This is a genomic window from Parabacteroides sp. AD58, from assembly GCF_023744375.2.
Taxonomy (GTDB): Bacteria; Bacteroidota; Bacteroidia; order Bacteroidales; family Tannerellaceae; genus Parabacteroides; species Parabacteroides absconsus.
This window is the reverse complement of record NZ_CP146284.1, coordinates 555755-577585: the sequence shown is the minus strand read 5'-3', so window position 1 is coordinate 577585 and position 21831 is coordinate 555755. Positions and strand designations below refer to the sequence as shown.

Genomic DNA, 21831 nt, shown 5'->3' with positions numbered 1-21831 from the left:
TCCAGCCTGTTTTCCCCGGCAAAAATAATCATCTTTTCCCGAATCGGAAACGGCAGAAATAAAACTAATGGGAATCGGAATCAAAACCAGGCAGAATCAAAAACGATTCCAACGAATATCGATACAAAAGTTAAGGATGTTTTATTTTTACATAGCAAAAAGCTATCCGGCTTGCTTATATGAAATATTTTCTATTTCTTTGCGGTACAGATAAGAAACAAAGGGGTGCCCTTCAAAGAGAATGGGCTGAGATGATACCCTCACACCTGATGCAGTTCGTACTGCCGTAGGGATTGTTGATGAGCTCTGATCCGAAAGCAACCTTTCTCTTTTTATAGTATACTCACCTACCTTTGTTGATTGTTCATCATTAAAACAGATAAACGATGATTATTAAAGTCAACAACAAAGAAATGGAGCTTGCCGAACACGCTTCTCTCCAGCAACTGGCCGAATTATTGCAAGTACCCGACAAAGGTGTAGCTGTTGCCGTCAATAACCAGATGATTCCACGGACAGAATGGTCCGACAAAATCATGCAACCCAATGACCAGGTTGTCATTATCAAGGCAGCCTGCGGCGGATGATATGTCCATATCGTTCGAAGAATAGATAACAATAACCAATAAATACATATACATATAAAATAAATATAAGACAATGGAGAAGTTGATCATTGCGGGAAAAGAATTCAATTCCCGTTTGTTCTTAGGAACAGGTAAATTCAATTCCAATGATTTGATGGAAAAAGCAATTTTGGCATCCGGCAGTGAAATGGTAACGGTTGCCATGAAACGTATCGATCTGGATAATAAAGAAGACGATATGCTACATCACATTGTGCACCCACATATTCAGTTATTGCCCAATACTTCAGGAGTTCGTAATGCTGAAGAAGCAGTGTTCGCAGCGAAGATGGCCCGCGAAGCCTTCGGTACCAACTGGCTGAAACTGGAAATCCATCCGGATCCACGTTATTTGCTGCCTGATACGGTTGAGACACTGAAGGCAACCGAAGAGCTGGTTAAGCTGGGCTTTGTTGTATTACCGTATTGCCAGGCTGATCCGGTCTTGTGCCGTCAACTGGAAGAAGCCGGAGCTGCCACTGTAATGCCTTTAGGTGCTCCTATTGGAACAAACAAAGGCTTGCAGACTCGTGAATTTCTGCAGATCATTATCGAGGAAGCCGGTGTTCCGGTAGTTGTAGATGCGGGTATCGGCGCACCGAGTCAGGCTGCCGAAGCCATGGAATTAGGAGCTTCAGCCGTATTGGTAAATACAGCCATTGCCGTTGCCGGTGATCCGGTTCGCATGGCGCAGGCATTCAAGGCTGCCGTAGAAGCCGGACGAGAGGCTTATGAAGCCGGATTAGGCGGTGTTTCTTCTTCCTTGAAAGCATCTGCCTCTTCACCGCTCACTGCCTTTCTGAACAATTAATAAATATTCATCATCTATTACAACTCATACGTATGAACAACGATAAGAAAGCCTATGCGCAACGGGAAAAAGCCTATATGAGCGGCAAGCTTTTCCCTTTTATCCGGGTCGGAATGCAGAAAGTGAATCTGACACCAACCGTTACTGTCGTAAACGGTGAAAAGGTAATGACACCCAATGCTCCGATTTATATCTACGATACCAGCGGACCTTTCAGTGATCCGTCGATGCAGATTGACCTGAAGAAAGGATTGCCTCGCATGCGTGAAGCTTGGATTACCGCTCGTGGTGACGTAGAACAGCTGCCGTCTATTACTTCCGAATACGGAAAGATGAGACGTGACGACAAAAGTCTGGATCACCTGCGTTTCGAACATATTGCCTTGCCTTACCGGGCCAAAGCAGGGAAATGCTGTACGCAGATGTATTACGCCAAGCAAGGCATCATCACTCCTGAAATGGAGTATGTAGCCATCCGCGAAAATATGAACTGCCAAGAGTTGGGCATCGATACACATATTACACCGGAGTTTGTTCGTGACGAAATCGCAGCCGGGCGTGCTGTCTTGCCAGCCAACATCAATCACCCGGAAAGTGAACCGATGATCATCGGCCGGAATTTCCTGGTCAAGATCAATACGAATATCGGTAATTCGGCAACCACTTCTTCCATTGATGAAGAAGTAGAGAAGGCTGTATGGAGCTGTAAATGGGGCGGTGATACATTAATGGATCTTTCAACGGGAGCCAACATCCACGAGACACGCGAATGGATCGTGCGCAACTGCCCGGTGCCGGTTGGAACAGTGCCCATCTACCAGGCACTGGAAAAGGTCAATGGCAAAGTGGAAGATCTGACTTGGGAGATTTATAAGGATACACTCATTGAACAATGCGAACAGGGTGTTGATTACTTCACCATCCACGCCGGTATCCGCCGGCATAATGTACATCTGGCAGACAAGCGTCTGTGCGGAATTGTCAGCCGTGGCGGCAGTATCATGAGCAAATGGTGCCTGATTCACGACCAGGAATCTTTCCTGTATGAGCATTTCGATGAGATCTGTGATATCTTAGCTCAATATGATGTGGCTGTTTCCTTGGGAGACGGACTTCGTCCCGGCTCTATTTATGACGCCAACGACGAGGCTCAGTTTGCCGAACTCGATACCATGGGTGAACTGGTTGTCCGTGCGTGGGAAAAGAACGTACAGGCCTTCATTGAAGGACCAGGCCATGTGCCCTTGCACAAGATCCAGGAAAACATGCAGCGCCAGATAGAGAAATGTCATAACGCTCCTTTCTATACATTAGGTCCGTTGGTAACTGACATTGCTCCTGGATATGATCACATCACGTCGGCTATCGGAGCGGCACAAATCGGATGGCTGGGAACTGCCATGCTCTGCTATGTTACTCCGAAGGAACATTTAGGATTACCCAATAAAGAAGATGTACGTACCGGTGTAATCACCTATAAGATCGCGGCTCATGCGGCCGACTTGGCCAAAGGTCATCCGGGAGCTCAGATCCGTGATAATGCCTTGTCGAAGGCTCGTTACGAATTCCGCTGGCGTGATCAGTTCCATCTGAGTCTGGATCCGGACCGTGCCCTCGCCTATTTCCAGGAAGGCAAACACGAAGACGGTGAATACTGTACGATGTGCGGCCCTAATTTCTGTGCGATGAAGCTGTCGAAAGACCTTTCATCCATCAATAAATAAACATTATCAATGGACAACGATTCTTCCCGACACCGCTTACCGGCTTAACGGACGAATCGTTGTTAATCAGTACCTTTTAATTTTAACGCATAAACATGTTCTCAGAAGAATTAGAAAAAATAGACTGGGATGAAACTACGGCGGCCATTTATGCCAAGACCGACGCAGATGTCCGCCGGGCTTTATCGAAAAGCCATCTGGACGTCCAGGATTTCATGGCATTAATCTCACCGGCTGCCGAGCCTTATCTCGAACAAATGGCTCAATTGAGTTATAAATATACGCGCGAACGCTTCGGAAACACGATGTCGATGTTCGTTCCCTTGTATATTACGAACTCTTGTACCAATTCATGTATCTATTGTGGTTTCCACATCAGTAATCCGATGAAGCGGACTATCCTGACGGAAGAAGAGATCGTTAATGAATACAAGGCAATCAAGAAGCTGGCTCCGTTCGAGAATCTGCTTCTGGTAACAGGCGAGAATCCGGCAAAGGCCGGCGTTCCGTATATTGCCCGTGCGCTCGACCTGGCCAAGCCTTATTTCTCAAACCTGAAGATTGAAGTAATGCCTCTTACAGCTGAAGAGTACCGCGAACTGACACATCACGGTATGAACGGTGTGATCTGCTTCCAGGAAACCTATCACAAGGCGAATTACAAGATCTATCACCCGCGCGGCATGAAGTCGAAGTTTGAATGGCGTGTCAACGGATTCGACCGCATGGGACAAGCCGGCGTTCACAGCATTGGCATGGGTGTGCTGATCGGCTTGGAGAAAGAATGGCGTACCGACGTGACTATGATGGCTTATCACCTGCGTTATCTGCAGAAGCATTACTGGAAAACCAAATACAGCTTTAATTTCCCGCGTATGCGTCCGTCGGAAAACGGAGGATTCCAGCCGAATGTTATCATGAGCGACCGCGAACTGGCCCAGGTGACATTTGCTACCCGTATCTTCGATCATGATGTCGATATTTCCTATTCTACCCGCGAAAGTGCCGACTTCCGCAACCACATGGCCCGTCTGGGTGTAACAACCATGAGTGCTGAAAGTAAGACTGAGCCGGGTGGTTATTATTCTTATCCGCAGACATTGGAGCAGTTCCACGTAAGTGACGAACGTACTGCCAAAGAAGTAACGCAGGCATTGAAGAGTTTAGGAATTGAACCGGTCTGGAAAGATTGGGATCAGTCATTCGATGCTGTCAATTGCCAGGAACATGCAGCTGCAGCAACGGTATAATAGGCATATCATCTTACCGGAGATTGGAGAAGAAGGTCAGAAGAAACTGGGCGAAGCAAAAGTCTTGCTCATCGGTGTGGGCGGACTGGGTTCGCCCATTGCCCTTTACCTGGCTGCTGCCGGAATCGGAAGAATCGGACTGGTTGATGATGACGTCGTAAGTGAATCGAACCTGCAGCGTCAGGTGCTTTATACCGAAAGTGAAGTCGGACAGCCGAAGGTGATTTGTGCTGCCCGTCGTTTGCAGGCACTGAACAGCCAGTTGATTGCAGATACTTTTCCCTGCCGCTTAACCGACGGGAATGCCGAGGAACTGATTTCACAGTACGATCTGGTCATCGACGGCTGTGATAATTTCCCGACCCGCTATCTGATCAGCGATGTTTCGTCCCGGTTGCATAAACCGTATGTTTACGGTGCCATCCGTGAGTTCGACGGACAAGTGGCTGTATTCAATCTGCCGGGAGGAAAAACATACCGGGACTTGTTTCCAGAAGCGGAAACCAGCCAGATGGAAACGCCGCCCAAAGGTGTGATGGGCGTATTGCCCGGCGTTGTAGGCTGCGTGGAAGCGTCTGAAGCCATCAAACTAATTACCGGATGCGGCGAACCGCTCAACGGGAAACTCTGGACAATCGACCTGAAGACAATGAACAGCTGCCTCTTCTCTCTTTGAGAGGAAGATGATTACTCCTGACTTATACACATCCCTATAATCTCTTTTCTGTACGCTGGCTTGATAAAGACCATGGCTTTTATCAGGTCAGCGTATTTTATACCCTCCGAAGAAAGTAGTTTTAACCACTCAGGCGAAACAATGCCAACAAATAAATTGTTACTTTAAGATAGGATATGCAGAAAAGGCCTGTCTTGTCATTATTGTCGGATCATAAAATAAGAAAGAACAATGAATATACTGGAAAAGCTCAAGCGCAATCATCATCCGCATTCAGGAGCACTCGAACTGCTGAAATATATCGGTCCCGGACTACTTGTTACCGTCGGTTTCATTGATCCGGGCAACTGGGCAACCAACCTGGCCGCAGGTTCTGAATTTGGTTATGCTCTTCTCTGGGTCGTGACCTTTTCTTCCATCATGCTCATCATCATCCAGCACAATGTGGCCCACTTGGGCATTGTCACCGGACTGTGTTTATCTGAAGCGACAACCCAATATCTGCCCAAAAAGCTCAGCCGGCCCATCCTGATTTCTGCTATGATGGCCAGCATTTCCACTTCGCTCGCCGAAATATTAGGCGGCGCCATTGCCTTGAAGATGCTGTTCAGTATTCCTATCAAAGCGGGAGCTGTCATCGTAACACTGGCGTGCCTGCTGATGCTTCTCAGCAATACTTACAGCAAAATCGAACGCTGGATCATCATGTTTGTTTCCATCATCGGCCTTTCCTTTTTATATGAACTGGCGTTGGTCGACGTCAACTGGCAAGAAGCTGCCGTTGGCTGGATCAAGCCGTCGTTTCCGGATCATTCATTGCTGATCGTGATGAGTGTCTTGGGTGCCGTCGTGATGCCCCATAACCTGTTTCTGCATTCCGAAGTCATACAGAGCCGGAAATGGAATCTGGAAGACAAGACCGTCATACACAAGCAGCTCAAATACGAATTCTATGATACGCTGTTATCAATGGTTATCGGCTGGGGTATTAATTCGGCCATGATTATCCTGGCGGCTTCGACCTTCTTTCAGGAGAAAATAGCTGTCAGCGAACTGGACCAGGCACAACAGCTGCTTGTTCCGCTCGTTGGCAACAACGCCGGCGTTATCTTTGCTGTCGCGCTGCTGATGGCCGGAATTTCATCTACCATCACATCCGGCATTGCTGGCGCTTCCATCTTTGCCGGTATCTTCGGCGAAGCCTATCACCACAAGGATATTCACTCCAAAATCGGTGTGCTCTGTTCTTTCCTGCCGGCGCTGCTTTTGATTTTCGTTGTCGATGATCCTTTCCGCGGACTCATTCTTTCGCAAATGGTACTGAGTATTCAATTACCAATTACTATCTTTACCCAGGTTTATCTGACCTCCAGCAAAAAGGTCATGGGTGAATTTGCCAACAGCCGGTTAACGAATATCGTATTACTCATTTTAGGCACCATCGTCAGTCTGCTTAATCTGTTCTTGCTGATCCAGCTGATTATCGGCTGAGAACAAGGAAAGCACCAACACATTGTAACATAATTGTAATATTGATTTCATTCAACCGAAACATACCAGTCGTTCCTTTGCAACAGAAATGAAAAATATAATATTAGTACTATGATAACAAAACAGAATCCTCATATTCTTGTCGTCGACGATGAAGAAGATTTGTGTGAAATCTTAAAGTTCAATCTCGAAACAGAAGGCTACACAGTCGATACAGCCTACAGCGCCGAAGAAGCGCTTACGTTGAACCTGACAGATTACGACCTGCTGCTGCTCGACGTCATGATGGGAGAAATATCGGGTTTCAAGCTGGCCAGCATGTTGAAGAAAAACGAAAAGACAGCTCATATTCCCATTATATTCCTGACGGCCAAAGATACTGAAAACGATATGCTGACAGGTTTCAACCTGGGTGCCGACGATTATATTTCCAAACCTTTCTCTATCAAGCAGGTGCAGGCCCGCGTCAAAGCCGTGTTGAGAAGAAGTCTGGAAGAAAAGAAGCCTGTCAATGAAAATATCCTGACATACAACACCCTGAAGCTGGACACGCAGCGCATCAAAGCGACAATCAATGGCGAAGAAGTGGCACTGACCAAAAAGGAATTTGAAATTCTGAAACTGCTGCTCGAGAATATCAATCATGTGTTCTCCCGCGAGGAAATCCTCTCGCGCGTGTGGAAAGACGAAGTCTATGTTCTTGACCGGACCATCGACGTCAACATTACCCGCCTGCGTAAGAAAATCGGTGAATACGGGAAAAATATCGTAACACGCCTGGGTTTCGGTTACTGTTTTGAAGGCTAAAAACAGGAATACTGACAACTATTATATGAAAGGAACGTGAATGGAAAATAAAACAGAAAAAATTATAACCAACAATCGGATTCCATTCAGCCAACGATTGTTCTGGTCTATCTTCTTTATCTTTCTTGGTTTTACGGGTTGTGTACTGATCTTTCAGTATCAGCGGGAAACCGAATTTGCCCAGGAAAAACTGGATACTGTCTTAAAGACGTACAATTATCAGATTCATTACCGCATCCAGCACGAAAAAGGTCAGGAAACGGATAGCATCATCCATAGTTTTCTCGACGAAATCCCGCAAAAAGATATCCGTGTGACGGTGATCAACCCGGAAGGAGACGTCTTGTTCGACAACAGTGGAAACGATATCTTCGAAAATCATAACGACCGAAGCGAAGTGCATAACGCGCGGCTCACTAAAAAGAGCTTTGCCATCCGCAAATCGAAGACGACGGGAAAGAGATACTTCTACTCGGCTTCCAACATCAACAATTATATCTACCGGACGGCCATTCCGTATGATCCGTATGTGAAAGGAATCTTGGCTATCAACAAGGACTTCATCTATTTCATGGGGCTGATGGTTGTGATCTTCCTCTTCGTGTTGTCTAAATTTACCTTGAGTATCGGACAAACCATCTCCAAATTAAGGGATTTTGCCCGTAATATCCGGGATGTGAAGCAGGATGATGAAGAATATGTCTTCCCGAACGACGAGCTGGGTGATATTTCCAAACTAATCATTACCCTGTATCATAAACAGCAGAAGGCAAAGAATGAACTGGCTGTCGAACGAGAAAAGATCATCAAGCACTTCCAGTATTCACGGGAAGGATTCGCCATGTTTACCGACGACGGACAGGAAATCCTGTCGAACATCCTGTACATCCAGTTTGCCAATCTCATCTCTGATAATCCTATTCATACGGCTGAAGAGGTATTGGACCTGGAAGAACTCACGCCGATCCGCAATTTCCTGGAAGAACACAAAGGTACCGATCATAAACGGGTGCTGCGGGAAACGATAACCATCGACAAGGGCGGAAAGATTTTCCTGGTTGAATGTATGATGTTCCTCAACAACAGTTATGAAATCTCTATCAATGATATTTCCCGCCAGGAGGAAGAAAGCCGGATGAAAAGGCAACTGACGCAGAACATCGCACACGAGCTGAAAACGCCGGTCAGCAGTATTCAGGGATATCTGGAAACAATCATCAACAATCCGGATCTGCCGGCCGACAAATGGAAGTTCTTCATCGAGCGCTGTTATTCGCAAAGTACCCGACTGACGGTTCTGCTGCAGGATATTTCTGTCTTGAACCGGATGGATGAAGCCGGATCCATGTTTGATCTGACCGACATCAATATCAATCAGCTGGTACAAGAAATCGAGCATGAATGCGCTCAGAAGATGGAAGAAAAGCATATTTCCTGCCAGATCGACCTGCCGGCGAATGCCACGATTCATGGAAATCATTCGCTCCTCTACTCTATCTTCCGGAATCTGTTTGATAATTCCATCGCCTATGCCGGCGAGAATATTACCATCAGCCTGACCTGTTATAAAGAGGACGAGAAATTCTATTATTTCAACTTCTCGGACAACGGTATCGGAGTGGAAGAAGAACATATCAACCGCATCTTCGAACGCTTCTATCGGGTCGATAAAGGCCGTAGCCGCAAACTGGGAGGAACCGGACTGGGTCTTTCGATCGTTAAGAATGCCGTCCTCTTCCACAAAGGACAGATTTCGGCCAAGAGCCAGAAAGGAAAAGGCATCAGTTTCTTATTTACCCTGAAGAAACATATCTAAAAGGATTTCGTCTTTACATAGATAAAATAACCCCGCTGAAAAGTTCATTCACTGACTTCCGGCGGGGTATTTTTATGGCTGCCTGCAAAATTAGATCCAAACTTCGTTTATCGTTCCACAGATGTGGAATGATCGTTTCACCCTTGTGGAACGATCGTCCCACCCAGGTGAAACGATCGAATCACCTGGGTGAAACGATAAAATCCATGTCATTTAACGATTTGTTTGACTTCAAATCTCTTTATAAATAAAAGGGATAGACTCTTATTGCTCTTACTCATTGACTGGATTGACTCTATAAGAAATAACCATAATCTTTTAATGAAGACACAAAAAAAGCCAGAGATGAAATATTCACCCCTGGCTTTCGTATTCTTAATCAAAGGGAAAGATTATTCTTCCTTGCTGTCGTCTTCCTTCATGTTGTGGAAAACATTCTGTACGTCGTCGTCTTCTTCCAGCTTTTCGATCAGCTTTTCGATCGTTTCACGCTGTTCTGGAGTTACTTCCTTCAAATCATTCGGGATACGGACAAACTCACTACTTGTGATTTCATATCCGTTTTCTTCCAAATACTTCTGGATAGCTGCATTCTGGGCAAACTCGCCATACAGAATCACTTCATTGCTTTCGTCGTCTACATCCAGTTCATCAACACCGAAGTCGATCAATTCCAGTTCCAAGTCATCCAAAGAAACATTTTCCGGCTTTACGATATGGAACACACATTTGTGCGTGAACAAGAATTCCAAGCTACCGCTTGTTCCCAAAGAACCACCACATTTATTGAAGTAGCTGCGTACATTGGCTACCGTACGCGTTGTGTTGTCGGTAGCTGTTTCAACGAAGATAGCGATACCGTAAGGACCGTAACCTTCGTAATTCATTTCCTTATAATCGGTGAAGTCTTTTGATACAGCACGCTTGATGGCTCTTTCCACGTTTTCCTTCGGCATGTTTTCCTTCTTGGCTGTCTGCATCAAGACACGCAAACGCGGATTGTTTTCCGGTTCCGGACCACCTTGCTTAGCACAAATAGTGATTTCCTTACCCAGTTTTGTAAATACACGGGCCATGTTGCCCCAACGTTTAAACTTTCTTGCTTTACGGAACTCAAACGCTCTTCCCATACTATGTTATTGTTTTATTATTATTTTTTATATAGACTTAATTTCATTCCCTTATCGCAGCTGCGCACCCAGCTTCTGTTCCAGGTTTGTCTGGATCTTCTTCATGATGGCGTCGATCTGCTTATCGTTTAATGTCTTTGTTTCATCCTGCAGATAGAAGCTGACTGCATACGATTTCTTACCTGCCGGCAGATTCTTTCCTTCATACACATCAAACAACGTTACTTCTTTCAGCAGCTTGCGTTCGCTGTCCTGAGCAATCTTCTGGATTTCGGCAAACTGAACACTCTTATCCAGCAACAAGGCCAGGTCACGCTTAACAGCCGGGAACTTCGACAGATCCGAATAAGTCACCTTGTTCTTCTTCGTTTCCTTCATCAGCAGGTTCCACGAGAATTCGGCAAAGTAGACTTCGGTATCAATATCCATTGCCTTGCAAATCTTATGGCTGACAATACCCATGGTGCCCAACAGCTTGCCCGACTGCGTCGTGTAGCTCAGAGCCGCATCGTAGATATCGCTCGTCAGATTAGCTACGACAACTTTCTTCAGGTTCACACCCAAGCGAACCAGCACATTTTCTACATAGGCTTTCAGTTCGTAAACAGATGATTTCTCGTTCGGATGCGCCCAGTTGTTTTCTACCCGATTACCACACAACCACAAGGCCAGGCGATAATCTTCGCTGAATTCACTCAAGATCTGGTCTTCTTTCTTGTTTGCCTTGTTATAATCGTAGCAATTGCCGAACTCATAGAAACGGATATTTCCTTTCTTCCGTTTGATGTTATGCTCGATACTTTCCAGACCACCGAACAGTAATGTCTGACGCATGCAGTTCAGGTCAGCACTCAGCGGATTCATCACCATCACACAATGATCGGCCGGATAAGTAGTCAGCTTGTCATAATAAGCCGAGCGGGTCAGTGAATTATTCAGGATTTCATTGAAACCGCAACCACACAATTGCTCAGAAATCAGGTTCTGCATCTTGTAGCTGTGGTCGGTCGGTGTCTGATAGCTCAAGTTTGACTTGACATGATCACTGAACTCGATGTTATTATATCCATAAATACGCAGGATGTCTTCAATCACGTCGACATCGCGCTGTACGTCGATACGGTAAACCGGAACTTCCAGGCTCAGGCCTTCGGCTGTTTCGTTTGTAATCTTCATTTCCAGGCTGTCGAGAATACTCTTTACCGTTTCTACCGGAATGACTTTTCCTGTCAGCGAGTTGATCTTATCATATGTAATATCTACCTTATACGGATTAAATACGGTTGGATAAACATCCTGGATGTCACCCGTAATGGTTCCGCCTGCCAGTTCCTTTACCAGCAAAGCCGCATATTTCAGGATATAAATCGTCACATTCGGGTCCAAGCCACGTTCATAACGGAAAGAAGCATCGGTATTCAAGCCGAAGCGGCGTGCACTCTTACGGATCCAAGTCGGATGGAAAGTTGCCGATTCCAGGAATACATCTGTTGTATGTTCAGTAACACCTGATTCCAGTCCACCGAACACACCGGCAATACACATTGGTTCTTCAGTGTTGCAGATCATCAGGTCGCGGGCTGTCAAGGTACGTTCTACGCCATCCAGTGTAACGAACTTCTGTCCTTCTTCGGCCGATTTAACGATTACTTTGCCTCCTTTTATCTTGTCTGCATCGAAAGAATGCAGCGGCTGTCCCATGCCGTGCAAGATATAATTGGTGATATCTACGACATTATTGATTGGACGCAGACCGATGGTACGCAGTTTGTTTTGCAGCCATTCCGGACTTTCCTTTACGGTAACACCTTTAATGGTCACTCCTGAATAACGCAGGCAAGCCTCTGTATTTACGACTTCAACCTGAACGCCCGGCGTTGGATCGTCAATCCGGAAAGCATCAACCGAAGGACGCTTCAAAGCTGCCGGTTTCCCGTTTTGCTTCAGATAAGCAGCCAGGTCACGAGCCACGCCGAAATGAGAAGTCGCATCCACACGGTTCGGTGTGATGTCTACTTCCAGCACATAATCGCTCTTTATATTATAGTATTCTTTAGCAGGAGTTCCTACAACTGTATCAGCCGGTAATACAATAATGCCCGAATGATCCGTACCCACACCGATTTCATCTTCCGCACAAATCATACCGTTCGACTCAACTCCGCGCAGTTTGGAGCGTTTGATCGTAAACTCCTTATCACCATCATACAGCTTCGTCCCCGGAACTGCTACGACAACTTTCTGTCCGGCAGCAACATTCGAGGCACCGCAGACAATCTGCAAGGGTTCGCCACTACCTACATTGACTGTAGTAACATGTAAATGATCTGAATTAGGATGTGCTTCGCAGGTAAGTACTTCGCCGATTACCAAACCTTCCAAACCACCTTTGATGGTCTGTACTTCTTCAACGCTGCCCGTTTCCAGACCAATGGAAGTCAGGGCGGCAGCTACTTCTTCGGGCTGTAAATCGAAATCAAGATATTCTTTCAGCCAGTTGTAAGATATGTTCATTGTTATTTAAGTTTTTCTATATTCTCTTTTCTGAATGAGTTATTTCATACTCGAAAACAACAACTCAAGCCTTAATGACTTGCAAAAATAGAAATAATAATCGAGAGAATAAAAAAATTCTTTACTTTTCATAAATGCAAATATGTGCTTAAAGTCCGTTCCCTGAAATTCTCTTCGACCGGTATTCGTTCGGTGAGACACCGGTTATTTTCTTGAAAAAGCGGCTCAAATACGACGAATCAGGGAAGCTACAGACAGCGGCAATTTCGGATAATGACAAATCCAGCCTATTCAGTTGTACCATGACTTCGGCCGACAATTGTTCGTCAATCAACTGCTTAGGAGTCTTTCCTTGCGAGTGCGACGCGGTGATCGCACATAAATACCGGGTTGATATGCAGAGTTTCTCCGCATAAAAGGAAACCTGGTGTTCCTTGAGGGCATATTCGTGTATCAGATGCATGAACCGGTGAAAAAGTACTTGTTTCCTTGTATAGGATTCGGTGGCTGAAACATACTGCTCCGGAATGGAGGAAAAGATCCACATCAGCATACTTTGCAGATAGTTTTCAGACAATCGTTCCGTAAAGGGGCCAGGATTTTCCGCAAACAGCATCTTTGCCATGTCCATCCACAAATTCACGGAGTTCCAACTTTCCAGACGTCCGTCTTTTCCATGCTCAAAATAGGGGAACTCACGGATGTAATTAAAATAGGTCGTATCCAGCGTGACCGCTACTTTCAGGAACAACGATTGCGGATACAGCAGGAGGCGGACTTTGAAATCGTCTGACGATTCCAATAGTTGCATGATACTTCCGCTCCAGAATATCAGCTCGGACATCGGTTTCAAGGAGAAACGCTGCGCGCCTGTCGATACCAAGGCTTCACCCCGGATACAAACCAATTGGATGCCACACGAAAGCATCTGCGGCAAAGGCCGGAGAAATGCCAGGTCTGTCTCTTCATAATGAATGGAAGAAATTGAAGCCAGTTTTGATAGTTCCATCGTACAGGGAATTTTATGAAACAAAAATAATTCATTTCAACCACTTCTGGAAGTATTTTATTCCGATTATGAAAACTTTTGTAGAATAAAAGAAATAAAAAGACCTTATCAAATTTTCTAATTTTGCGGCAAAATAAAAATGAACAATGGCAAAAAAGAATTCAAAATTATTTCTCCTTGTTTTTCTGGGAATGCTTACGGCCTTCGGTCCTTTCGTGACAGATATGTATTTACCGACATTGCCGGCCATGTCCCACTTTTTTAATACGACTTCATCGTTTATCCAACTCGGTTTGACAACCAGTATGATCGGACTGGCCGTCGGACAGTTATTGTTCGGTCCGCTAAGCGATAAATACGGCAGACGACTACCGCTTATCAGCGCATTGAGTTTATTTCTTCTATCGACAATCGGCTGCATTTATTCTCAAAACATCATGCAGTTTGTTGGCTGGAGACTTATTCAGGGAATGGCCGGAGCCGGAGGCATCGTCATCTCCCGTTCAATCGCTGCCGATAAATACAGTGGAAAAGAATTGGCCAAAATGCTGGCTATCATCGGTGCCATCAACGGAATAGCTCCGGTTGCTGCTCCTATCGTAGGCGGTACAATGGCAGATATAACCGGTTGGCAGGGAATCTTCTGGGTTTTGTTCCTGATCGGTATCCTGCTGCTCAGCGGAAGTATCCATTTTAATGACACCTTACCAGCGGCACAACGGGGAAAGACAAAGTGGGTTGATGTTTACCACGGATTAATTACAGTTCTACACAATCGTAGTTATGTCGGCTACATCCTGCAAAACGGATTTGCCCAAAGTGTCCTGTTCGCCAATATATCTTCTGCCCCATTCATCATGCAACAGCACTATGGCTTTTCACCTTTGATGTTCAGTATCTGTTTTGGGATCAATGCTGTAGCAATTGGTATTGCAGCCGCTTCGGCCGCCAAATTCAAGCATCCAGAACAAGCCTTGTACACCGGAAGCGCAGGCATGCTACTGGCTTCTCTGTGTTTACTCATCGCCTTTTATTCAGACTGCAGTTTTTGGATATACGAAACTTTACTTATTGCCCTGTTGCTTATGTTAGGTTTGACCTTTACTGCCTCTAATGCTTTGGCAATGGATAGCGCGCGGGCAAATGCCGGTATTGCTTCTGCCCTGCTGGGTGCATTAGGTTTTGCTTTTGGTGGACTGGTTTCTCCGCTGGTCGGCCTGGGAAATATTCTGATTTCAACCGGACTTGTATTTGTAATAGGCTCTTTAGGTTCTTTGATCTGTACACTACGGGCATTGAACCGGAAATTTACCTTGGCAAAGACATTCAGAACAGCCAAATCTTAACTCTAATATAAAATATATAATAAGCCCCATAAAAGCAGTCTGCTTTGCCCAAGCGACTACAATTATGGGGCTAACTATTTATATATGAATATCCGAGGACTTCTCTTATTTCTCGCGGAAGGCTTTACAATAAGTAGTCATCAGGAAGAGGCAAAGCCCCAATACTCCGACAACCAGATACGCATATTCCAGATCGAAGGCCTTTGATATCGCACCAATCAATATCGGAGCGACCAATGAGCCGACAAAACTGATGCTGGAAAGAATCGTCAAAGCTATGCCGACCGGTGTATGCGACTTCGCTCCTACCAGGCTATAAATCGTAGGCACGACACACGAAATTCCAAGTCCGACCAGCATAAATCCCAATGAATTGACCAGAACTTTAAGCGCCATATTCTCAAATACGCCACCTAAAAGAGCGGAGACGAAGAAACCAACAAAGATAAAAGCGCCTGCCAGTTGCAAAACCCGCTGTTTACCTAACCGCCCATAAGCCCAGTTAGCCAGAAAACGGCCGACCGTCATCATCACCATGAATACAAGAAACCCGATCTGCAGCGATTTAGGCACTTGCAGCACCGACTCGAAGTAGAGACCGCTCCAGTCGAACATGGCACTTTCCACAATCAGACCAAACAGACCAGCCAGACCAAACTGGATCAGGATCAGTTCCGGTTTGCGGATAAAGCTCAACAAGGCCGGCATTTCCTTCTGCCCCTTTTCTTCCTTGACTTCCACTTCTTCAAACTGACGGACGCGGTCGTCCTGCAAATACCGTCTGCCGCAAAGGATGACCAATAAAATCAGCACAGCTGAAACTGTGAAATGTATAAAAGGAGGAACGCCGCCCACGATCATAAAGAATCCCATGACAGCACCCAGACAGGCAGCCAAGCTCCAGCCTCCATGAAACGAAGCCATAATGGTCCGCCCAAACAGGCGCTCAATCACGATACCTTGCGTATTGAGCGATATATCACATAAATTCCAGAAGACACCAAAGAAGAAAAGGCACACGCCCAATGCATAAATAGAAGAGACAGCACCGATCAAGAACAACGACAGAGCATATCCGAACACGCTCGCCTGCACCATAACCCGACTGCCCAGACGAGAAACCAGAAAGCCGGCTAAAGGAATAGCCACGAACTTACCCACCGGAATCAAGAATAGCACTAATCCCCAATAAAATACATCATACACATCAAACATTGCCTTCACATCCGGAATCCGGCTGGCCCAACTCGAAAAGCATAATCCTTGTGCCAGAAAGAACGACAAGACCGCATAGCGGATTCGTTCTTTCGGATATGCCAACTGTTCATTCATCTCCATGTTTATCTTTCTATTTTAATTAATGATTTGTTGCATTGCAAAGATAACCAGAAAAAACAGTACTTTTGTATTCCACTTTAATACAATTATAGGATGAATCATGGATTTGTAAAGGTAGCAGCAGCCGTTCCGAATGTGCAGGTGGCTGATTGCTTCTATAATATTACACAAATAGAGAAGTTGATGCGCAAAGCAGCCGACAAAGGCGTCCAGATCATGGCATTCCCCGAATTATCAGTCACGGGCTACACGTGTCTGGACCTGTTTCAGCAGGACTTGCTGCTCAACAGCGCCGAAACAGCCTTGCTTCAATTAGCAGAAAACACGGCCGATCTGCCGCTGTTGGCATTCGTCGGAGCGCCTTTGCGTACAGACAACAAACTGATTAATGCGGCTATTGCCATTCAGGAAGGCAAAATCCTTGGCGTGGTACCGAAGACTTACTTGCCCAACTACAAAGAATTCCAGGAAAAAAGATGGTTTACGTCATCAAACGACTTGGATAATGACTTCATTGAGATTGGCGACCGGTTCTATCCGCTTCAGAAGCAGATGATCATCATCGCCGATGAAGTAGCCGTGGGTGTAGAAATCTGCGAAGACTTGTGGATGCCTGTTCCTCCGAGCTCTGAACTGGCCATGTTGGGCGCCAATATCATCGTCAATCTTTCGGCCAGCAATGAGCTGATCGGCAAACATGCATATCGCAAACAGCTGGTTGCCCAGCAGTCTGCCCGCTGCGTTTGTGGATATGTATATGCTTCCAGCGGTTTCGGCGAATCGACCACCGATCTGGTTTTCTCTGGCAGTGCCTTAATAGCCGAAAATGGTGTCATCTTAGCCGAATCCAAACGCTTCTCATTGGATGAACAACTGATCATATCAGATATCGATGTCGAATATCTGTACCACGACCGCCTTGTTTCAACGGCTTTCTCGGAAGGCAGCTTGTCGAAAGACACAGACCGCGGATTTGAACTGGAGTTCATCCTGCCGGAATACCGGAAAGAAGCAGCCAACAAGTTGTCAAGGACTGTCGATCCGCATCCTTTCACGCCCGAAGGACTGGCTTTGCGCGAACGCTGCGAAGAAATATTCCAGATGCAGACGTCCGGACTGGCGAAACGAATCGTACATACGCATGCCAAAACGGCTGTTGTCGGCATTTCCGGCGGCCTCGATTCTACTTTGGCTCTTTTGGTCACTGTCATGACATTCGACTTGCTCCAGATTCCGCGGAACCGCATCATCGGAATCACTATGCCCGGATTCGGCACGACGGGCAGAACCTATCGGAATGCCGTCAATCTGATTCATTCACTGGGCGTCACCTTCCGCGAAATATCCATCAAAGAAGCCTGTATGCAGCACTTTCAGGATATTCATCACGATGCCAGCGTGCACGATGTCACGTATGAGAACGGCCAAGCCCGCGAGCGTACACAGATTCTGATGGACGTGGCGAACAAGGAAAACGGCTTGGTGATCGGTACGGGCGATTTATCCGAACTGGCCTTGGGCTGGGCAACTTATAACGGCGACCACATGTCGATGTACGGCGTTAATGCCAGCATCCCGAAAACACTGGTGAAATACCTCGTGGAATGGGTGGCGCATAACCGGGTAGACGAGGATTCCAAAGAGACATTGCTTGATATCCTGGATACGCCCATCAGCCCGGAACTGATTCCGGCGGACGAACAGGGAAACATCCAGCAGAAAACAGAAGACCTGGTCGGTCCTTATGAGCTGCATGATTTCTTCCTCTACCACTTCATCCGCTTCGGAGCAACACCGGCCAAGATCTATTATCTGGCCCAGCAGGCTTTCCGCGGAGCTTATTCCGACGAAACTATCAAGAAATGGCTGTACACCTTCTTCCGCCGTTTCTTCCAGCAGCAGTTCAAGCGCAGCTGCCTGCCCGACGGTCCGAAAGTAGGAAGCATCAGCCTCTCGCCACGCGGCGACTGGCGCATGCCGAGTGATGCAGCCGCAACACTCTGGCTCAAGGAAATAGAGAAACTGTAATAAAACAAACAAGAGGGTGTGTCGTAATACGCGATTCACCCTCTTTTCTTTATCAACGATAAGAGCGTAGTTAACTTTTTCAGGCAGCGATATTCTGAAGATAATCTCGATTATTTTGTTCCCAATAGCTTAAATGAGCGGTAATAAGGCCGTAAAGGTGTTTAATTGGCCAATTTATACCCTCTTTATTCATCTTGGTACACATCTTTTTTATATTGAAGGCGATGGCCAGGAAGGAAAAGTCCATGAGAACCTTGTCCTTTCCAAAATGACGGAAGCGCTTGTAGTTCATGTTGAATTTTATCTGTCCAAATACAGCTTCCGGTTCTATGCACCTTTGCCCTCTGTGTTTCAGCCCTTCTTCGGAACAGAGAAGTTCCCGGGCTTTCTGTTTGTATATCCAGAGTCGGTGATTCAGTTCTATCGTCCTGTTTCCTTTAGCTTTAAAACACAGACATCTTAACGGACATCCTTCGCATCTGACAGCCCTATACCTGGCATATTCGACTACATATCCGGATTCGGTTTTCGTATGCCTGGTGCCTGCCCTCTGCATCTTTTGTCCCATTGGACAGACACAGTAATCCTGTTCTTCATTGTAGAAAAAGTTTTCGGCTTTAAAAGGATTCGGTTTAAATCTTGGCCGCTGCTCCATGTGGAAATAATTGTATTTGACGTATGCTTCCATCCCGTTTTCCGACATAAAGTGGTAATTCTCTTCTGATCCGTAACCGGAATCAGCAACCACCGTATGAGCCAACTGGCCGTATCTGTCGGCAAAGGACTTCAGGAAGGGAATCATCGTCAAGGTGTCAGTCGGATTCGGGAAAAGAGAATAATCGATAATGAATTGATTTTCCGTAGCAATCTGAAGATTATATCCGGGTTTTGTCTGACCGTTGCGCATGGCATCCTCCTTCATTCTCATAAAGGTGGCCTCTTTGTCTGTCTTGGAATAAGAGTTGCGGTCCTGAAGATTGTCCAGATGGTTATTGTATTCCTGAAGCTTATCTCTATGTGCTTCCAGTTCTTTCAGCTGCCTGCGTTTCTTTCTCAGTGCAGATTTCTGCTCTTTCGTGGATGGTTCTGAAGCCTGTTCAAGGGCATTGCGTAATTCTCCTGCCATTTCTGTCAGCATGGAAGGGGAAAACTCAATTTCCTCGTTGTTTTCCGAAGCTTTTTCCTGAGCGATGACGTCATCTATTTGGCTTAACAAAACACTGATTTTCTTCATCAGTCGTTCACGGTTTCGCTCAACGCTCTTCCGCCATACAAAAGTATATTTGTTGGCCTTGGACTCAATCTTTGTTCCGTCAATATATTCCACATTCAGACTGATGAAACCTTTGGATGAAAGCAGAAGTACGGTTTGGGTAAACACTTCGTTAATTTCCTTCTTCACCCGGTTACGGAAACGGTTGATAGTAATGAAGTCCGGTTTCTCATAACCGGCTAACCATATGTAATGGATATCACGACGAAGATGCTTTTCTATTTTCCGGCAGGAGTATATATTGTTCATATAGGCATACAAGATAACCTTTAGCATCATCTTGGGATGGTAAGGACTACGGCCGTATTCTTTGTATAACTTCCTGAAACCTTCAAGATTCAGGCTTTCAACCAAAGCGTCAACCATGCGTACAGGATCGTTTTCTGCAATATCTTCATCGATTCTTTGCGGAAAAAGTACCGTTTGGTTGGGAGTGTATGGACGAAAATGTATCTTTGTCATATGTGTAAATCTTTATGCTTAAAGATACAAAATCTTTAGGTAATAACAAAGCCCCAGCTTGTGAAAGTCGGGGCTTTGTGCTAAAAAAGAAGGTGTGCTTTTTGACACACCTTCTTTTCTATTTACTGCACACACGGCATTCTGCCTTCCTTATTTCTTTCCCGGCAGCGGATGATTCTCTTCGAAGATCTTCAGGCGTTCATCCAGTAATTCATACTGGTGATCCTTGATGAAAGAGACGCAAGCCCGCAAACCTTCCTGCCGGCTGCCGGTCGTGCCGAGCGAAATGGCACTGACTCCATAATATATTAATTCCTTCATCAATTCCGAACCGGTCATACCCGGATAAGCAATGGTAAAGTAAAAGCCGTCGGCTATCGGCTGGTCTAGGTCATGGTCATAAACGATTTTAAAGCCGTGCTTAATGAATATCTTCTTGATGCGGGCTGCCCGACGACCGTATTCCTTGATCTCAGAGACGAAATCGAAGGTACCGTCGGCTGCTGCCTTGAACATCGCCGCCAAGGCATACTGGGCTGAATGGCTGGTGCCGGAAGAAAGGGCATACAAAACCCGGTGAATATAGACCGTCCCGAATGTGCCACCGCCATAACGCTGCGTCAAGCCTGGATATTCCCGATGATAGAGCTTGTCTGAAATAGCCGTTATTCCGATGCGCTGCCCGGCATAGCTGAAGGCCTTCGAGCCCGAAATCTGCATGATGTAATTATCCGTATAATGGGCGATTGTCGACTGATATGGCGGTTGGAACGGCGTACCTAAGTTCTTGCGGAAATCCATAGCAAAATAAGCCAGATCTTCTATGACGATAACGTCATACTTATTGGCCATCTCAGCGATGATCTTCAGCTCGTCGTCCGTCAGGCAGAACCAAGCCGGATTGTTCGGGTTCGAATAAATCAGGGCAGCGATGTTCCCTTTGCTCAAGTACGATTCCAAGACGTCCCGAAGCTTCTCACCGCGGAAGTCATACACGTCGAACGATTCGTAACGATATCCCATCACGGTAATCTGCTGTTTCTGCACCGGGAAACCCGGGTCGATGAACAGAATGGTGTCTTTTCCGGGTGTACATTGTCCGCATACCAGAAACGAAGCATACGAACCCTGCATCGAGCCGGTCACCGGCACACATCCTTCCGGCGAAATATCTACATTGATGAAAGCCTTGATAAAACGTGAAGCCTGTTCTTTCAATGCGGGAAGGCCATTGATATTGGGATAAATAGAGGCTATGCCGTCTTGCAATGCCTTAATTTCTGCATCCACGCCTACTTGTGCCGGCTTCAGACCAGGCACACCCATTTCCATGTGGATAAATTCTTTTCCCGTGCGTTGTTCCAGCTCATTCGAAATAGCCACAACCTCACGGATCGTCGCTTTGCCAAAATCAGGCAAGTGATAGCTGTCTATTACTTCCTGCGCTATCTTAAAATCTATCGGAGTGTTTTTCATTTCATGTTATATTTAATATTACGAAAGGCAAAAGTAGAGAAAATATTTCTAACT

The 21831-nt window shown here is 46.0% G+C and carries 16 protein-coding genes and 1 riboswitch; of the genes, 10 read left to right on the top strand and 6 right to left on the bottom strand.

The features are described from left to right. Positions 1-211: 211 nt before the first annotated feature. Positions 212-310, top strand: a riboswitch (TPP riboswitch). A gap of 76 nt (positions 311-386) precedes the next feature. The 8 genes from thiS (at position 387) to NEE14_RS02390 (ending at position 9201) form a co-directional block, all read left to right on the top strand. Then, positions 387-587: a sulfur carrier protein ThiS gene (gene thiS, locus NEE14_RS02425; RefSeq protein ID WP_251968253.1), complete on the top strand. Its 201-nt coding sequence runs from the start codon at positions 387-389 to the stop codon at positions 585-587. A 73-nt stretch (positions 588-660) separates the two neighbouring features. After that, on the top strand, positions 661-1437 hold the full coding sequence (locus tag NEE14_RS02420) for a thiazole synthase (protein ID WP_251968252.1): 777 nt from the start codon (positions 661-663) through the stop codon (positions 1435-1437). Positions 1438-1469: 32 nt separating this feature from the next. Further along, the gene (thiC, locus tag NEE14_RS02415) at positions 1470-3161 is read left to right on the top strand and encodes a phosphomethylpyrimidine synthase ThiC (RefSeq protein WP_262922380.1); all 1692 of its coding nucleotides are present in this window, start codon (positions 1470-1472) and stop codon (positions 3159-3161) included. A 95-nt stretch (positions 3162-3256) separates the two neighbouring features. Beyond that, positions 3257-4411, top strand: coding sequence for a 2-iminoacetate synthase ThiH (thiH, locus tag NEE14_RS02410; protein WP_251968251.1), 1155 nt, complete (start codon positions 3257-3259; stop codon positions 4409-4411). Then, on the top strand, positions 4389-5087 hold the full coding sequence (locus NEE14_RS02405; protein ID WP_251968250.1) for a HesA/MoeB/ThiF family protein: 699 nt from the start codon (positions 4389-4391) through the stop codon (positions 5085-5087). Before thiH ends, NEE14_RS02405 begins: the two co-directional genes overlap by 23 nt. A gap of 231 nt (positions 5088-5318) precedes the next feature. Continuing rightward, positions 5319-6578 (top strand): Nramp family divalent metal transporter, encoded by a 1260-nt coding sequence (locus tag NEE14_RS02400; protein ID WP_251968249.1) that lies wholly within the window; start codon positions 5319-5321, stop codon positions 6576-6578. Positions 6579-6689: 111 nt separating this feature from the next. Further along, the gene (locus NEE14_RS02395; protein ID WP_251968248.1) at positions 6690-7385 is read left to right on the top strand and encodes a response regulator transcription factor; all 696 of its coding nucleotides are present in this window, start codon (positions 6690-6692) and stop codon (positions 7383-7385) included. A gap of 40 nt (positions 7386-7425) precedes the next feature. Continuing rightward, complete coding sequence (locus NEE14_RS02390; RefSeq protein WP_251968247.1) at positions 7426-9201, top strand: sensor histidine kinase; 1776 nt, start codon at positions 7426-7428, stop codon at positions 9199-9201. A gap of 392 nt (positions 9202-9593) precedes the next feature. Here the strand turns inward: NEE14_RS02390 and NEE14_RS02385 are convergent, their stop codons facing one another. The 3 genes from NEE14_RS02385 to NEE14_RS02375 form a co-directional block, all read right to left on the bottom strand. After that, on the bottom strand, positions 9594-10331 hold the full coding sequence (locus NEE14_RS02385; protein WP_251968246.1) for a YebC/PmpR family DNA-binding transcriptional regulator: 738 nt from the start codon (positions 10329-10331) through the stop codon (positions 9594-9596). Positions 10332-10382: 51 nt separating this feature from the next. Next, entirely contained in the window at positions 10383-12845 is a 2463-nt protein-coding gene (pheT, locus tag NEE14_RS02380) for a phenylalanine--tRNA ligase subunit beta (protein ID WP_251968245.1), read from the bottom strand. A gap of 148 nt (positions 12846-12993) precedes the next feature. After that, entirely contained in the window at positions 12994-13854 is an 861-nt protein-coding gene (locus tag NEE14_RS02375; protein WP_251968244.1) for a helix-turn-helix domain-containing protein, read from the bottom strand. 146 nt (positions 13855-14000) lie between these two features. Here NEE14_RS02375 and NEE14_RS02370 point away from each other — a divergent pair, with 146 nt between their 5' ends. Beyond that, complete coding sequence (locus NEE14_RS02370) at positions 14001-15200, top strand: multidrug effflux MFS transporter (RefSeq protein ID WP_251968243.1); 1200 nt, start codon at positions 14001-14003, stop codon at positions 15198-15200. Positions 15201-15305: 105 nt separating this feature from the next. Here NEE14_RS02370 and NEE14_RS02365 read toward each other — a convergent pair whose 3' ends face one another. Continuing rightward, on the bottom strand, positions 15306-16532 hold the full coding sequence (locus NEE14_RS02365; protein WP_251968297.1) for an MFS transporter: 1227 nt from the start codon (positions 16530-16532) through the stop codon (positions 15306-15308). A 99-nt stretch (positions 16533-16631) separates the two neighbouring features. Here NEE14_RS02365 and NEE14_RS02360 point away from each other — a divergent pair, with 99 nt between their 5' ends. Then, the gene (locus NEE14_RS02360; RefSeq protein ID WP_251968242.1) at positions 16632-18566 is read left to right on the top strand and encodes an NAD(+) synthase; all 1935 of its coding nucleotides are present in this window, start codon (positions 16632-16634) and stop codon (positions 18564-18566) included. A 79-nt stretch (positions 18567-18645) separates the two neighbouring features. Here NEE14_RS02360 and NEE14_RS02355 read toward each other — a convergent pair whose 3' ends face one another. Both NEE14_RS02355 and NEE14_RS02350 read right to left on the bottom strand, forming a co-directional pair. Continuing rightward, positions 18646-20301: an IS1182 family transposase gene (locus NEE14_RS02355; protein WP_338578715.1), complete on the bottom strand. Its 1656-nt coding sequence runs from the start codon at positions 20299-20301 to the stop codon at positions 18646-18648. 150 nt (positions 20302-20451) lie between these two features. Continuing rightward, entirely contained in the window at positions 20452-21777 is a 1326-nt protein-coding gene (locus NEE14_RS02350; RefSeq protein ID WP_251968735.1) for an aminotransferase class I/II-fold pyridoxal phosphate-dependent enzyme, read from the bottom strand. Between the last annotated feature and the right edge of the window lie 54 nt (positions 21778-21831).

Excerpts from the sequence above, each read along its gene's own strand:
- NEE14_RS02420 (WP_251968252.1), top strand. The coding sequence starts at position 661 with ATGGAGAAGTTGATCATTGCGGGAAAAGAATTCAATTCCCGTTTGTTC.
- pheT (WP_251968245.1), bottom strand. The coding sequence starts at position 12,845 with ATGAACATATCTTACAACTGGCTGAAAGAATATCTTGATTTCGATTTA.
- NEE14_RS02365 (WP_251968297.1), bottom strand. The coding sequence starts at position 16,532 with ATGAATGAACAGTTGGCATATCCGAAAGAACGAATCCGCTATGCGGTC.
- thiH (WP_251968251.1), top strand. The coding sequence starts at position 3,257 with ATGTTCTCAGAAGAATTAGAAAAAATAGACTGGGATGAAACTACGGCG.
- NEE14_RS02360 (WP_251968242.1), top strand. The coding sequence starts at position 16,632 with ATGAATCATGGATTTGTAAAGGTAGCAGCAGCCGTTCCGAATGTGCAG.
- NEE14_RS02390 (WP_251968247.1), top strand. The coding sequence starts at position 7,426 with ATGGAAAATAAAACAGAAAAAATTATAACCAACAATCGGATTCCATTC.
- NEE14_RS02385 (WP_251968246.1), bottom strand. The coding sequence starts at position 10,331 with ATGGGAAGAGCGTTTGAGTTCCGTAAAGCAAGAAAGTTTAAACGTTGG.
- thiC (WP_262922380.1), top strand. The coding sequence starts at position 1,470 with ATGAACAACGATAAGAAAGCCTATGCGCAACGGGAAAAAGCCTATATG.
- thiS (WP_251968253.1), top strand. The coding sequence starts at position 387 with ATGATTATTAAAGTCAACAACAAAGAAATGGAGCTTGCCGAACACGCT.
- NEE14_RS02400 (WP_251968249.1), top strand. The coding sequence starts at position 5,319 with ATGAATATACTGGAAAAGCTCAAGCGCAATCATCATCCGCATTCAGGA.
- NEE14_RS02395 (WP_251968248.1), top strand. The coding sequence starts at position 6,690 with ATGATAACAAAACAGAATCCTCATATTCTTGTCGTCGACGATGAAGAA.
- NEE14_RS02375 (WP_251968244.1), bottom strand. The coding sequence starts at position 13,854 with ATGGAACTATCAAAACTGGCTTCAATTTCTTCCATTCATTATGAAGAG.
- NEE14_RS02355 (WP_338578715.1), bottom strand. The coding sequence starts at position 20,301 with ATGACAAAGATACATTTTCGTCCATACACTCCCAACCAAACGGTACTT.
- NEE14_RS02350 (WP_251968735.1), bottom strand. The coding sequence starts at position 21,777 with ATGAAAAACACTCCGATAGATTTTAAGATAGCGCAGGAAGTAATAGAC.
- NEE14_RS02405 (WP_251968250.1), top strand. The coding sequence starts at position 4,389 with ATGCAGCTGCAGCAACGGTATAATAGGCATATCATCTTACCGGAGATT.
- NEE14_RS02370 (WP_251968243.1), top strand. The coding sequence starts at position 14,001 with ATGGCAAAAAAGAATTCAAAATTATTTCTCCTTGTTTTTCTGGGAATG.